The organism is Xanthocytophaga flava, assembly GCF_030068545.1.
In the GTDB taxonomy this organism is placed as follows: Bacteria; Bacteroidota; Bacteroidia; order Cytophagales; family 172606-1; genus Xanthocytophaga; species Xanthocytophaga flava.
In genome coordinates this window covers 165,570-180,932 of sequence record NZ_JASJOR010000016.1, presented here as the reverse complement: position 1 = coordinate 180,932, position 15,363 = coordinate 165,570, and the positions used below count along the sequence as shown (strand labels likewise).

9 protein-coding genes are annotated in these 15,363 nt (G+C 38.9%); 6 read left to right on the top strand and 3 right to left on the bottom strand.

All coding sequences use genetic code 11. The features are described 5' to 3' along the window. Positions 1-11: 11 nt before the first annotated feature. Positions 12-962 (bottom strand): hypothetical protein, encoded by a 951-nt coding sequence (locus QNI15_RS22565; protein ID WP_314033663.1) that lies wholly within the window; start codon positions 960-962, stop codon positions 12-14. Between the two features lie 217 nt (positions 963-1,179). Next, positions 1,180-3,474: a T9SS type A sorting domain-containing protein gene (locus tag QNI15_RS22560; protein ID WP_314033662.1), complete on the bottom strand. Its 2,295-nt coding sequence runs from the start codon at positions 3,472-3,474 to the stop codon at positions 1,180-1,182. 105 nt (positions 3,475-3,579) lie between these two features. Here QNI15_RS22560 and QNI15_RS22555 point away from each other — a divergent pair, with 105 nt between their 5' ends. From QNI15_RS22555 to QNI15_RS22530, 6 genes are all read left to right on the top strand, one after another. Continuing rightward, on the top strand, positions 3,580-4,866 hold the full coding sequence (locus QNI15_RS22555; RefSeq protein WP_313991237.1) for a UDP-N-acetylmuramoyl-tripeptide--D-alanyl-D-alanine ligase: 1,287 nt from the start codon (positions 3,580-3,582) through the stop codon (positions 4,864-4,866). 282 nt (positions 4,867-5,148) lie between these two features. After that, complete coding sequence (locus QNI15_RS22550) at positions 5,149-8,559, top strand: ThuA domain-containing protein (protein WP_314033660.1); 3,411 nt, start codon at positions 5,149-5,151, stop codon at positions 8,557-8,559. 217 nt (positions 8,560-8,776) lie between these two features. Beyond that, positions 8,777-9,952 carry a 3-dehydroquinate synthase gene (locus QNI15_RS22545; protein WP_314033658.1) on the top strand — a complete coding sequence of 392 codons (1,176 nt, stop codon included), beginning with the start codon at positions 8,777-8,779 and terminating at the stop codon, positions 9,950-9,952. 66 nt (positions 9,953-10,018) lie between these two features. Next, positions 10,019-11,269 (top strand): metabolite traffic protein EboE, encoded by a 1,251-nt coding sequence (gene eboE / locus QNI15_RS22540; RefSeq protein WP_314033656.1) that lies wholly within the window; start codon positions 10,019-10,021, stop codon positions 11,267-11,269. 520 nt (positions 11,270-11,789) lie between these two features. Beyond that, entirely contained in the window at positions 11,790-12,335 is a 546-nt protein-coding gene (locus tag QNI15_RS22535) for a heme NO-binding domain-containing protein (RefSeq protein WP_313991244.1), read from the top strand. A gap of 93 nt (positions 12,336-12,428) precedes the next feature. Next, the gene (locus tag QNI15_RS22530) at positions 12,429-14,456 is read left to right on the top strand and encodes an ATP-binding protein (RefSeq protein ID WP_314033654.1); all 2,028 of its coding nucleotides are present in this window, start codon (positions 12,429-12,431) and stop codon (positions 14,454-14,456) included. Between the two features lie 114 nt (positions 14,457-14,570). Here QNI15_RS22530 and QNI15_RS22525 read toward each other — a convergent pair whose 3' ends face one another. After that, positions 14,571-15,311, bottom strand: coding sequence for an SDR family oxidoreductase (locus tag QNI15_RS22525; protein WP_314033652.1), 741 nt, complete (start codon positions 15,309-15,311; stop codon positions 14,571-14,573). Positions 15,312-15,363 lie beyond the last annotated feature (52 nt).

Below are 15,363 nucleotides of genomic sequence, written 5' to 3'. Positions count from 1 at the left end.
TATTTTACTTCTTACCTATTTGAGAAATTGGTATAGATTCTTTCCAGATCCTGGGTTTTGTACTTCTGAAGCAATTCCTCATCCAAATGAAAGAATGTAACTGTTAGATCGGTCTTTGCTGACAATGGCTTTAAAAACTTTGTAATCTCTTCTAGCTGAGAGGAAGAAATATCTTCAATCTTAAGTATATCTCCTTCTCTGAGATAAATATTGTTATACACAGTATCTGTAGTGACAGTAAACTGATTGGATGTATTCTTTTTGAGAAATAAACATTGTTCTGCTTTTGTGAGGCTTATATTGCGATCAATGTCAACATACTTATTATTCCTAAAAACAATACCCCATGAAAAAATAGGAAGAGCTATATCCAATGATAAAGGATAGTCTGTATGAGTAAGGTATCGTTTGGCTTCCTCTAGATCTAAAATAGAATTTTGCTCTTTTAGTTTATGCAGGTCAGTTAAATTATATACCATCAACATTCCCCTGTCTACTGGTGGAACACCTGCTTTTTCAAAGTATTTATATTGATACAAACGGATGGTTGCAGAAATGCGATACTTCAAAGTGTTTTGCTTAAATTCCTTTAGAAAAAGAAAGAATTTTTCTTTGGTTGATTGTGTCCAGTCACAATCAAACTGGATTTCCCTGAAAGTTTTAGGATACCGATTGTTAGTATTTTCTGTGATCATTTGATCAAGCTTTCTATGAACCTTACTGGCTAATTCGGGTATATCCTGCAACTTTACTTTCTCAAACGTGAAATTTGTAATAAAAACAGTAGGTACAATCTCCAGAGATAAAGAATCTGGAATTGCAGGGATAGTATCACACTGCTTGCACAAAGAATAATATTCTATTCCATTGTATAAGTCTGCTAAAGGAACGGCTCCTTTAACCGGATTATAACTCACATCAAAAAAACGAACATACAACTTCCTGACATGAAGCGAATCCATATAATTCTGTTCTTTCTCATTGATATCAAAATGAGTTTGCCAGTAGTAAAATGCTCTGGATATTGTGGTATTTTTGGATTTGCAGGTAAATAGTAGTGAGCTTGCTAAAAGCAGCAGAAGTATAGTTCTTTGCAAGAGGATAAGTAGCTAAATAATCCTCGAAATATACTTATTTCTGTACTAGATAAGAATAGCTGGACCAGACTTTTCTGAGAGATTATCTTGCAACAATCATCTTACGAACCTTTGTTCCATCGCTATTTGTAATTTTAAGGACATACATGCCCGTTGCCCATGAATTGACATTGATAGGCAACTCGACATTAGCCTGGGTTTTCTTTTTATCCATTAACCGTTTGCCAAGTAGGTTATATACACTTACTTCACTATCCTTCTCTGTAGTAATATAAACAATGTCACTGACAGGATTAGGACCTAAACGAATACCATCATCTGATTTTCCATCTCCTTTGATGCTGGTGTTTTTTAATATCAGTATTCCACCACCACCAGTTCCTAATACTAACTCAGGTAAACCATCGTCATTCAGATCTCCTGCCGCTGGAGTAATATAGGATGGCAGAGAAATGGTATCATATTCATTTAGAAACTGATTGAAAATGGTGTTTAGCTGTGGCGTAAAAGTGGCATCATCATTTGTACTAATACCAGAATAGGCTACAATACGTCCCCCATATGGCGCAGCAGATAAATTGCGATAAGCAGATAAAAGATCGGGTTTCCCATCCCCATCCCAGTCTGTTACCAATGGTGCTTCACTACGGTCAAAAACGTCCAGTGGCTGTTGTGCAAATGCAAAGTTCTTAATTGTAAAAACTGGCGACGAGTTAGAGCCAGTATTTTGATAATATTCCAGTTCTCCGAGGCTTTTCCCGAGTAACATATCCCAGTCTCCATCCCCATCAAAGTCATAAAAACAAGGTACGTGAGTACTTTGTAACGAACTAAATGAGATAACCTGTGATATCTCAGATGAAAGCTGGTATGGCTGTCCGGCAGTTGCCTGATTGAAGTAGATGTTGAAGGTGGTTTGTGTATTGGTTGTATTCATAAGCAGCAAATCTACAGCACCATCCTGATTCCAGTCCAGAAAGAAAGGCTTGAGATTGGATGATTTTAACGAAGATAGAGTCTGATAGTCGGCAGTTTTCAGCTGGAAGATTGCCTGGGCTTTAGTCCCAATGTTTTCATACAAATAGATAGAACTGAAAAGCTTACCATTTCCATTAGGCGTTCCTGCATTGCCAATAAATAGATCCAGATCTCCATCTGCATCATAATCAGTGAGCGCGGGGAAGGTCATCTCCCCCAGATCTATCATTGTGTTTTGCAAGAAGTTATCTTCTGAGAATACAAAGTTAGGGTTTGAATCAGTGCCTGTATTGGTGTATCGCCAGCTTGAGTGATTGAAATTCTGCAGATTGCCATCATTAAATTCAACATTGGGAGCGACAATAAGATCTTTCACTCCATCAAAGTTGAGATCTTCATAGAATGCAGCTGGAAATAAAAAACTGATAGGTCGGGATGCTGGAAAAGCGGATGTAAAGCTACTCATCTGCGCTTTCTGCAATGTCCCTGTATTGTTTAGCTGATATAGCGGATAACAAGAGACAGCTGAAAATAATAGTTCTTTTAGTCCATCATTGTTTAAATCCAGTGCCAGCAGAGCAGTACCCGCATGTTCTACCTTCTGACCGGAAAAACGTAAGTCTTCATCACCACAATTAATACCAAAAGTAAACTGCCCACAAACCTCTGTACTTTGAAATGCGCCCCAACAACGACTTATTGTTTTGAAATCCAAGCTATTGGGAGAACCTGTTCGTTCCATACTTTGATTCTGATAATAATACACTACATGACCTACCCCATCTCCTGCAATGAGATCTACATCACCATCATTATCAATATCCAGGATCACAGGTATATCGGTACCCAACACCGATAAATTTATTTCACCAGATGAACTCTCTGTCATTAATAAGTCTGTTACCAGAGTCCAGTTGAGTTGTCCGTTGGAAGATGTATTTCTGAAAACCTGAACACCAAAGTCTGTATAGGTAAACAAATCCCGCTGCCCATCATGATCATAATCAACAAGCAGCATCCAGTAACGGATGCTTGGAAATTGTGTTTCATAATAAGGGGTATATTTCCATCTATAGCTATTGCCATGTGGTTCTGCAATAAAAGTGTACACCTTATAGGTTGCTCTATCAAAAACAACAAGGTCTTCTATCTGGTCATTGTTTAATTTTAATCGGTTGTATTGAGGTGAGTTTAATCCTCCTAACCATGCATTTAGTAATGTATCTGAATCTGAATTTACTACTGGAATAGAAGTATCCTGTTGAAAGCGTATGGTCTGAGAAATGGCAGTAGAATAGAAACCTAAAAAGAGAAATACAGGTATAAGCAGGGTATACAAATTGACACCACCTGAGATCTTATTGAAAAGATAAAATACTAGTATGTAGAAACGATCCATAGTCTATTGTGTGCTAGCCTTTAAAAAGAAATTTGTCCCAAAAAATACGATCTTGTATTTTTGATCACTCATTAGTGTTTTCCCACTGATATTTTTATTGCAGAAATGAATATAGAAACTTTATACCAAAAGTATTTACAATGTAATGCCGTTTCAACCGACACCCGAAAGATAACGCCAGACTCTCTCTTTTTCGCATTGAAAGGCGGTAATTTTAACGGCAATGTATTTGCTGCAGATGCAATCTCCAAAGGTGCACGATTTGCAGTAGTTGATGAAGCTCAGTATGCAGTAAATGATCAATACATTCTGGTTGACAACGCCTTAAAAGCATTGCAGGACCTAGCCCGTTACCATCGGCAGCAATTGTCTGTGCCTATCATTGCTATGACAGGTTCAAATGGAAAAACTACTACAAAAGAACTTATTCAACGGGTACTAGCCAAAAAATATACTGTGTATGCAACTCAGGGCAATCTGAATAATTACATAGGGCTTCCATTAACTCTGCTATCCATTCCCAAAGATACGGAGATGGTAGTACTGGAAATGGGCTCTAATCAGATTGGAGACATCAACGAACTAACCGCTATCTGTGAACCTACGCATGGCCTGATAACCAATATTGGAAAAGCACACCTGGAAGGATTTGGAGGATTGGAAGGTGTGAAGCAGGGAGAAGGTGAGTTATATGATTATTTCAAAACCCATTCCGGAACTATCTTCGCTAACTCACAGAACACTATTCTACAGGAAATGCTGGCAAATCGTAGTCTTCAGGCTGTAATGTATCCATCTGCTGATGATTTTCTGCATTGCCAGTTACTGGAGTTTGCTCCTGATGTCGTGTATCAGGATGAGGATGGTGAAATTGTAAAAACACATCTTCCTGGAAAACATAACTTTGAGAACATTGCAGCAGCGTTATGTATCGGAAAACATTTTGGAGTGCCACTTCCTTTAGCTAATGAGGCAATCAGCGGGTATATCTCACAAAACAACCGTTCACAGGTACTCCAGAAAGGCTCCAATACAATACTATTGGATGCATACAATGCCAATCCAACATCTATGCAGGCATCTCTGGAGTATTTCGCTGCATTAAAAGCTGAAAATAAGATTGTCATACTGGGAGACATGGCTGAGTTGGGTGAAGAAAGTGCTCAGGAACATTTACATATAGGAGAAGTAGCAGGAAAAGGAAAATTTGATAAAATACTTTTATGTGGAAAGCTGATGCAAAATGCGATTGCTGGTGCCCCAGATGCCTATTACTTCATAGATAAATTCTCATTGAATAATTGGTTGATGGATTATAAGTTTGAGAACACTCACTTTCTGATTAAAGGTTCTCGCAGTATGGCAATGGAGACAGTTGTACAGTTCTTGTAAAAAATACTGAAACATCTTGGCCGCCTCTACAGATTACTAGTTTGTGGAGGCTTTTTTCTTATATGAGCCTTACAAAGTCGGATTCCTTTATTGGTTATAGTAAAAATATTTTTTCAACGAAAAAGTGTAATTCATATTAGAAGAGACACCAATATTCCTTTGTGACTTTTTCAATAAAAAATTAGATTGTTTTAGAGAAGTGTTTAGTGTAAATTAGGAGCCTGTTAGTCTACGTGTCAGATTAACATTTATAATTGTATACGCTTTAAATAATCTATTCTCATGTTTCAAGTCTTACAAACCTGCCGAACGATAGTGTGGATGGGTGTTTTTGTGATACTCAATCTTCAGACGTATGCGCAAACCAAGCCACAAACGAAAACAGCCTCTGCTGCAAAACCTATGAAATTACTGGTCTTTTCCAGAACAAAAGGTTTTCGACATGCTTCTATTCCAGCAGGTAAGCTGGCCATTATTAAGTTGGGAAAAGAGAAGGGGTTTGCTGTAGATACTACAGAAGATGCAAGCAAAATCAACGAAAAAAATCTGAAACAATATCGGGCAGTCATCTTCCTGAGTACTACCGGAGATGTATTGGACAATAACCAGCAGGCTGACTTCGAGAGATATATTCAGTCCGGGGGCGGATTTGTTGGCATTCATGCGGCTACAGATACAGAATATGACTGGCCCTGGTACAATAAGTTGGTAGGGGCTCAGTTTGCCTCTCACCCAGGAAATCCCAATGTACAGAAAGGAACAATGCATGTTGTAGACAAAAACCATCCGTCTACAAAAGACTTACCTGAACAGTTTGATCGTACAGACGAGTTTTATGATTTTAAATCCTATCAGAAAGATCTGGTTAAACCTCTGATTACTGTTGACGAGAAAACGTACAAAGATGGCAAAATGGGTGATTTCCATCCTATGTCCTGGTATCATGCTTTCGATGGAGGTAAAGTCTTCTACACTAACTTCGGACATACTAATGAAACCTTTACTGAAGATCTATTCCTGAAGCATTTGTGGGGAGGGATTCAGTATGTAACAGAAGGGCAGACAATCGACTACAAGAAAGCCAAAAGTATGCGGGTTCCGGAAGAAAACCGGTTTAATAAGATCAATCTGTCCAGCAAGTTGGATGAGCCTACCGAGTTAGCTGTATTAGATAATGGAAAGGTATTATTTACAGAGCGGAAAGGTGCAGTAAAACTTTACAATCCCAAAACGCAAAAGACCAAACTGGTTGCTACTATTCCTGTATACAAAAAGTTTGAATATGGTTTAATGGGTTTAAACATAGATCCTAATTTTAATCAGAACCAATGGGTATATATGTATTACTCTTATGATGTGGCTCCTGATACAGCCAATCGTTTGGTTCGGTTTAAATTTGATCCAGTGAAAGACACTATCTTACTGAGTACAGAACAGGTAATCATGAAAGTCCCAGTAAAACGGACAGATTGTTGTCATACAGGAGGATCTATTGCATTTGATAAACAAGGTAACTTGTACTTGTCTACAGGAGATGACACCAATCCATTTACACAAAAAGGATATGCTCCATTGGATGAACGGCAGGGACGTGAAGGTTGGGACGGACAGTATACTTCGGCCAACAGTAATGATCTTCGTGGTAAAATTCTGCGGATTAAAGTAAACGAAGATGGCACCTATTCTATTCCGGAAGGAAACTTATTTCCCAAAGGTACTCCCAAAGCCCGTCCGGAAGTATATGTGATGGGAAATCGTAACCCTTACCGGATATCAATAGATCAACATACAGGCTATCTGTACTGGGGAGAGGTAGGACCTGACGCAGGTGAAGACAGTGAAAGACAAGGCCCTCGTGGCTATGATGAAGTAAATCAGGCTCGCAAAGCAGGTTTCTTTGGATATCCTTATTTTATTGGTGACAACAAACCGTATCGTCATTTTAATTACGCAGATAGTAGTTCGGGTGAGTGGTTTGACCCACTGCATCCTGTTAATAATTCGCCACACAATACGGGCGTAAATCAATTACCTCCGGCACAAAAGGCCTTTATCTGGTATCCTTATGCTGAGTCTCCAGATTTTCCCCTTGTAGGCAAGGGAGGGCGTAATGCAATGGCAGGCCCTGTCTATTATCCTGAAGATTATCAGGATTCGAATGTAAAGTTTCCTTCTTATTATGGAGGTAAGTTCTTTGCATATGATTGGATGCGTGACTGGGTTATGTCTGTGACCATGAATGAACAGGGAGATTTTGTAAGTATGGAACGTTTTCTGCCAAACACTAAATTCAGCCATGTTATTGACATGCAATTTGCTAAAGACGGTTCTTTGTATACCTTGGAATATGGACCTAACTGGTTTGCTCAGAATGATGAGGCTATGTTAAGTCATATTACCTATAATGCTGGTAATCGTATTCCTGCTGTTGTAGCTACGGCTTCAAAAAAAGCAGGCGCGGCTCCACTGACAGTCAGCTTTTCATCTAAGGGAACTGTAGATTATGACGATGATGCATTAAAATATGAATGGACTTTTGCCCCAGGAGCGCCTAAAAGTGCATTACAGAATCCGTCATTTACCTTTACAAAACCAGGAGTGTATAAGCCTGTTCTCAAAGTAACAGACGCTAATGGAAATGTTGCCACTACTCAACTGGAAGTAAAAGTTGGAAATGATGTACCTCAGGTAGATATTGCTGTAAAGGGAAATAAATCTTTCTTCTGGGATAATGAGCCTGTTGATTATGAAGTAAAAGTGTCAGACAAGGAAGATGGAGATTTGAGCAAAGGAACCATTCAGAAAGAAGATGTAGCGTTGAATATTAACTATCTGGAAGGTTTTGACAAAACAATGATTGCACAAGGCCATCAGATGAATACAGGCTTTATTACAGGCAAACGTCTTATTGAATTGAGTGATTGTAAAGCGTGTCATTCTATCGACAAGAAATCTATAGGACCCGCTTATTTAGATGTTGCCAAAAAATACAAAGGCAAATCGCGCATTGCACCTCAACTGGCAGATAAAGTGATCAAAGGAGGTGGAGGTGTATGGGGTGAACAAGCCATGAGTGCACACCCTCAATTAACAAAAGATGAAGCTACTGACATGGTAAAATATATTTTATCATTGGCAGACGAAAAGAAAAGTGATCCACTGAAAGGAACCTATGTAACCAAAACGAATGGAAAAAATGGAACCTATTTGTTTACTGCTTCTTATACCGACAAGGGTAAAGGAGAGATTGGACCTGCTACTGCACAAAAGACGCTTGTATTGCGCAATGCAAAAATGAAAGCAGCTGATTTTGATGGATCTAAAGAAATCATGAAATACAAAGCACCTACAGGTAGTGAATTGGCGGTAGGGACTGCTCACAATAGCTACCTGATGTACAATAGCATAGATCTGACAGGAATTGAAGGAGCGGTTGTAACCGTTTTTAGTAATCCGGCTTATACCAAAGGCGGTACACTGGAAATACACCTGGACGCACCTGATGGCAAGTTAATCGGACAAGGGGAAGTTGCGGCAACTGCTACAGGAGATGTCAAAATACCATTTGCTACTGCAACAGGAGTTCATTCACTTTTCTTTGTATTTAAGAATGAAAAAGCAGGAGCTCAGGGTGTGTTTGCATTGGATACAATTTCCTTCCAGAAAAAAGCATCCTTTCAGAGTTTGAAATAGATAACATTCGTAACTTTTGGAAATCGGTTTGCACCAGAATGATATCTGTGCAAACCGATTTTTGTATGTATAGTAGCCCTGTTATCAACTTTTCCGGATTACTATTTGTTACGGGAAGTAGAAAGCAAATCCCAACCTGATAATGAAGTAGTCCAGTTTCTTCACATTTTAATAAAAGATTCGCATTTTTGTGAATCTGTAGCGAGTTATACCTATTATGCAATCCTTATATCAACAGTTTCAGGTTAGATTTCAATATCCCGTACATTTTACCAACGGATTATTCAAGCTGGATAACCCTCTTTTTGCACAAACTATACAGCCTTCTTATCCAGGAGCTATTGGTAAGGTTTTATTTGTGATTGATAGTGGAGTGGCCCTTGCATACCCCCAACTGGAAGAGCAAATACAAACCTATGCAGAAGCAAACCGAACCATTTTCCAGCTTGCGGGAAGTCCTATTTTCGTAGAAGGTGGTGAAGCTTGCAAAAATACGACAGAGTGGGTAGAAAAGATAGAGCAGGCTGTAAATGAGTTTGGCATAGACCGACACTCCTATATTGCTGTCATAGGTGGTGGTGCAGTATTAGACATGGCAGGGTTTGCTGCGGCGGTTTCGCATCGTGGTGTACGTCTCATACGGATACCAACAACAGTATTGGCACAGAATGATTCCGGCATTGGAGTGAAGAACAGTGTAAATGCATTTAACAAAAAGAATTTTCTGGGCACCTTTGCTCCTCCTTTTGCCGTTTTGAATGATTTTGACTTTTTAGGAGCATTACAGGATAGAGATTGGCGGAGTGGAATTGCAGAAGCAGTTAAAGTAGCATTAATTAAGGACTCTGCTTTCTTTTCATTTCTTTTTGAAAATGCCTCTGCCCTGGCAACGAGAGACATGCCTGCTATGCAACAACTGATTCACCGATGTGCAGAGTTACATCTGAATCATATTGCGGGTGGAGATCCATTTGAAATGGGATCATCTCGTCCCTTGGACTTTGGTCATTGGTCTGCTCATAAACTAGAAGCATTGAATGGTTATCAGATACGACATGGCGAAGCTGTAGCTATTGGGATTGCATTGGATAGTATTTATTCCCAACTTGTAGGCAAGCTGTCAGCTGAGGAATCAGATCAGATACTAGAGTTGTTGGAACAATTAGGTTTTGAATTATATATCCCTGAACTATCAGCCAGGACATCTACCGGAGAGTTGGCAGTAATTCGAGGCTTGCATGAGTTTAGAGAACACTTAGGTGGACGCCTTACGATTATGTTGCTGGAGCGAATTGGAAGAGGGGTAGAAGTCCACGAAATCAATACCGAATTAATGACAAAAGCCATTGGTATTCTGGAGACACGAAAACAGAAAACCGAAGTTAATATTTAGTTTGAAACAGGTACATCATGTATGTAAGTGATACATGATGTATTTCCACTTTTTGATTATTACCCCATGCATCTGAGTAATAATATTCATCTCACCTACTGCACCAATATTCATGCAGGCGAATCCTGGAAAGATATATTCCAAAGTCTGCAGGAGTATGTGCTACCACTCAAGGAATCTATTGCACCAGATAATGCTTTTGCAATAGGTCTACGATTGCCAGATCAAGCCAGTCGAACACTCATTCAACCAGCCGAACTGGATGCTTTCAAAAAGTGGCTTACGGAACACAACTTGTATGTGTTTACCATGAACGGCTTTCCTTATGGAGGCTTTCACCGGCAACGGGTAAAAGATGATGTACATCGTCCAGACTGGACAACAACGGAGCGACGGGACTATACTATCAGACTAGCACAGATCCTGGCAGAGCTACCTAATGTACCCGATACGTGTGACAAATGTGATGCAGGTATCTCTACTTCTCCTTTGTCCTATCGGGGATGGTATACTAATCCGTCTGCACACCAGGATGCTATCCGAAAAGGATGTCTGCATATGGCTGAGGTAGTGAAAGAGTTGGTTGGATTGTCTCTGGAAAAAGGAAAAGTAATCCATATAGATATAGAGCCAGAACCTGATGGATCTATTGATCATGTGCAGGATACGATTGAGCTTTTTAATAAAACGCTTATACCCATTGTTACTGCCTATTTGGTAGATAATCTCTCTGTTAAACATGATGCTGCCGAGGAACTGGCCCGCACGCATATACAGTTATGCTATGATGTATGTCACTTCGCTGTAATGTATGAAGAGCCTGCTGCGGCAGTAAAAGCCTTTAAAGAAGCGGGAATTCGTATTGGAAAGATTCAGATTAGCGCTGCCCTCAAAGCGGATTTGCCTACACCTGTTGAGTCCAGAGGGCCTTTACTACAAGCTTTTCAAAATTTGTCAGAATCGACATACCTTCATCAGGTTGTAGCCAGAAAAACAAATTTACATGCAAATGAGAATTGGGCTGTACGTCAGCAGTATCCAGACCTTTCGGATGCCTTGCCACATATTTTTAATCCGGATGTGGCAGAGTGGCGTACACATTTCCATGTACCCTTGTTTATTAAGGATTATGGTCTGTTACAATCTACCCAGGAAGATATAGAAAAGGTATTAAGTATTCAAAAATCTAGTCCATTTACACATCACCTGGAAATAGAAACTTATACATGGGAAGTATTGCCTGCAGAATTAAAAATAAATTTGAAAGACTCAATTGAGAGAGAAATAAAGTGGGTTTTGAATTATTTAAAGCAGTAACTCCAGAAGTTTAATACGACGATCCTTGGTGAAAAGAGTTTTAAGCTAATATTCTTCTACAAATACTTATTTTATAGAAGCACAATTGTCTTTCAGATGATTGTGCTTTTTCTTTATAGATTGTAATCAGATATAGCAAATGCAAAAATACTGTGTATCAAGCAATTGCCAGCGATGAGACGGATTCTCAAATAGAAGGATATGTATTTTTTATGGTAATTTTATTGCATAAAAAGAACGCTTTTTTTTGACTTTTAGTTTTTTTATCGAAAACTTTAAATTAGTATTCACAAGCCCTCTACAACTATTTTGGATGCCTCAAAAATGTTCCTCTATTGGCATTCAAACCAATAAATACGTTTTCTTACTTAACATTTGACAAATCAATTATATGTCAAAGAACTAAAAGCTAATAGCCTGGTATAGTTTATCAAGAGCCGGATTATCTATTTTGGATGGTTAAGGAAGTGAGTGTATGTAAGAAAGAATAACATCTTGGTTGTGTAAAATCTATAGGCATATGTATGGAATAATAAATAAAGCTATTGAGGGACTTGTGACTGAAAACTTTGGTAGCGAAAAGTGGGATCAGATCAAAGTGCAGAGTGGCATAAAAGAAGATCGGTTTCTTAGTAATGATCACTATGAGGATGCCACAACATACCAACTCATTGGGGCTGCCAGTCAGGTACTTGGTATAAGTCAGAATGAAATATTACTGGCTTTTGGCAAGTACTGGATACTGAATACCGGGCATCAGCATTATGGAACACTTATGCATGCAGGAGGAACAAGTCTCAAGGAGTTCTTACTAAATCTGCCTAACTTTCATAGTCGGGTAATGCTTATCTATCCAAGTATTACACCTCCTGATTTTAAAGTTTTTACCATCACAGACAAGGAACTGCACTTATACTACTACTCCACACGACCTGGATTGACTTATTTCGCAGAAGGATTGATTGTAGGATTAGCGGAATCCTTTCAGGAAACCATTTCTGTTGTACTACTTCAGCAGAGAGTTGGGGAACGTGACCCGGATATCTTTAAGATAAGCTGGGTGTAGTATATAGGCCTTACAACTTATTTAACCATGTTAAACCTTTTCTTAACAAGAAGGTTTGTTCTCTAGTATTGAATACTAAATTATTTGTGTAAGATGGATTTTATATACGGAAATGATCCTATTAATATAAATCGGCTCTTTCCATTTTTCTTTGAACTGGATCAATTCCTGAATATTAAAAATGCAGGGAACAGCTTACAGAAAATGAATCCTTTACTGGCTCATTATCCATCGTTTGAGTCGTGTTTTGTCGTTCAGCGACCCTGGAGCCTTCAACTCACATTTGAGAGCTTTCTGGAATATTCGTCTCATCTGTTTATTCTTATAGAAAAAACAAAAGGATTGACGTTGAGAGGGCAGTTTATTCAGCTCAACAACAATAATACACTATTATTTATTGGTACTCCCTGGTTTATAGAAACGACTGAGTTATCCAGATATTCATTAAGTCTGCAGGATTTTTCTTTGAGTGATTCATTTACAGATATGATTCAGTTTCTGAAAATGAATGAAATCAACAATGCAGAAATAAAATCGCTGGCAGAAAGCCTTAAAGAGCAAAAGAAAAAACTTGAGGAGAAAGAGCTTTTGTATCGGCAATTAGTTGAAAATGCAACAGATATTATCTTCCGTTGCAATACACAGGGCATCATTACTTATATCAATTCAGCAGCAAGAGAGATTACAGGGTATACAGAGGAAGAGATTATTGGTAAGAAAATTCAGGATGTTGTTTCCCCTGAATCCAAAGAAGATGTAAGTAAACTATTTGGGGAACAAGTCCAAAAGAAGCTATCTAAAGTAAACATAGAGTATACAATTATACATAAAAATGGAACCCGAGTCTGGCTGTCTCAAAACAGTATCGCCATTCTGGAGAACAATGAGATTGTGGGTATTACATCCATTGCCCGTGATGTAACCTATAAGAAGGAAGCTGAAAAAGAACTATTACTTTCTCGTCAGAAAGCACTTGAGTTAGCGGCAACTAAGGAACGGTTTCTGGCAAACACCAGTCATGAAATCAGGACGCCTATGAATGCTATCATTGGGCTTAGCGGCTTACTTAGTGAAACCCTGTTAACAGAAAAACAGAAAGAGTATGTGCATTCTATTCATACATCTGCCGGCAATCTGTTGGTTATTATTAATGATATTCTTGATTTGTCTAAGATAGACGCAGGCAAGCTTCAATTAGAGCATATTGACTTTGACCTGAAAGAGAAGCTATCCACCTTAATCCGTTCGTTACAAATCAAAGCCTCTGAGAAAAATCTTATTCTGACATCCTCAATAGATCATCGCATAAGCAAGTATATAAAAGGCGATCCTTACCGGTTGAATCAGATTTTGATGAATCTGCTTAGTAATGCTATTAAATTTACAGATCATGGACGAGTTACTCTTACGGCAACATTATTGAAAGAATTGACGTCCTATCAGATAATCCGATTTTCCATAGAGGATACAGGCATTGGGATTTCGCCGGATAAGTTACTCTCTATTTTTGATGATTTTACACAAGCTGATACTTCTACGACCCGTAAATATGGTGGCACGGGTTTAGGGCTCTCTATTTGTAGAAAGTTATCAGAATTAATGGAAGGATCACTGGAAGTAACTAGTACACCTGGCAAAGGATCTGTTTTCTCATTAACTGTAACACTCGAAAAAGGTATAGAAATAACTGCCAGGAAAGAATCTATCCATGAGGCCAATCCTGATTTCCTCAATGAAAAATCTGTACTGCTGGTAGAAGACAATGAGTTTAACCAACTCCTGGCAATTACTATTCTGGAGCAATGGAATACAAAAGTTACGCTCGCACCTGATGGTCTGGCGGCTGTGGCAGCAGTACGAAAGCAGGAATTTGATATTATTTTAATGGATATTCAAATGCCTGTTATGGGAGGAATAGAAGCTACAGAGATTATACGAAAAGAATTATGTGTATCTACTCCTATTATTGCACTGACGGCTGACGCTATTGTGGAGAATATAAAAGAATATCTGGACAAAGGCATGAATGCTTGTGTGACCAAACCCTTTCAGAGAGAAAATTTATTTGAGGTTATGTATGACCTGCTTACTACTATAGAATCAAGTAAGGCTAATAAATAGCCAATACAAAGCAGATTATAGAAAGCTGCAGTAGGCTTACTATCAATACAAAGAAAATAAGTCTACTGCAACTTCACATAAAGACACTGGACTGAAAAGAAGTATGGATATCTACTACACAAGCACATTTCCACCATCTACAACCACTGACTGGCCTGTACTAAATGCTTGCTTCATAAAGTAAAGATAGGTTTGAGCCACCTCATCTGCCTCACCTATTCTGCCTACAGGTAACGCCTGACCTACTGTCTGAAAAAGACCATCCCGATCTGCTTCGTCCATACTATTCCAGAGATTGGTACGCACCAAGCCTGGAGAAACGATATTTACCCGTATAGGAGCAAGCTCTACGGCCATAGCACGGGTGAAAGCATCCATTGCACCACAAATACTAGCGCCTATACCCCATCCAGCTTGAGGCCGTAAACTGGCGATTCCACCTGTTAATGTGATAGAGCCACCTGAGTTTATATGCTTCTTAGCATATTTTATTGCAGCCAAAGCTCCCCAATACCGTATAGCAAAAAACTTCTGTGCTGCTTCCAGACTTAGCTGTTCAATCGTATTCAGAGTCAGATTTTCACCTGCTGTATACACTAAATGATCTATCTGACCATAGCCCTCAAAAAAATTACGAATATTAGTTTCCTCACTCAAATCTACAGAATATATCTCTGTCTCTGAGGGTAATTGACTTGCAGCGATCTCTAATTTTTGCAGACTATGTGAGACCAACGTAATTTTAGCACCTTCCTGTGCAGCCGCCTTGCCTGTAGCAAATCCCAAACCTGTACTTCCACCCAGAATGACAACTCTTTTGTCTCTGAGGCTCTGATGTTGAAATGTTGTATCCATTGTATTGTTTTTTGTTTTGACAATACAAAAGTCACTAACACCCAACCGAATC

Coding starts and splice junctions, on each gene's coding strand:
- QNI15_RS22560 (WP_314033662.1), bottom strand. CDS start 3,474: ATGGATCGTTTCTACATACTAGTATTTTATCTTTTCAATAAGATCTCA.
- QNI15_RS22545 (WP_314033658.1), top strand. CDS start 8,777: ATGCAATCCTTATATCAACAGTTTCAGGTTAGATTTCAATATCCCGTA.
- QNI15_RS22555 (WP_313991237.1), top strand. CDS start 3,580: ATGAATATAGAAACTTTATACCAAAAGTATTTACAATGTAATGCCGTT.
- QNI15_RS22565 (WP_314033663.1), bottom strand. CDS start 962: ATGGATTCGCTTCATGTCAGGAAGTTGTATGTTCGTTTTTTTGATGTG.
- QNI15_RS22535 (WP_313991244.1), top strand. CDS start 11,790: ATGTATGGAATAATAAATAAAGCTATTGAGGGACTTGTGACTGAAAAC.
- QNI15_RS22530 (WP_314033654.1), top strand. CDS start 12,429: ATGGATTTTATATACGGAAATGATCCTATTAATATAAATCGGCTCTTT.
- QNI15_RS22550 (WP_314033660.1), top strand. CDS start 5,149: ATGTTTCAAGTCTTACAAACCTGCCGAACGATAGTGTGGATGGGTGTT.
- eboE (WP_314033656.1), top strand. CDS start 10,019: ATGCATCTGAGTAATAATATTCATCTCACCTACTGCACCAATATTCAT.
- QNI15_RS22525 (WP_314033652.1), bottom strand. CDS start 15,311: ATGGATACAACATTTCAACATCAGAGCCTCAGAGACAAAAGAGTTGTC.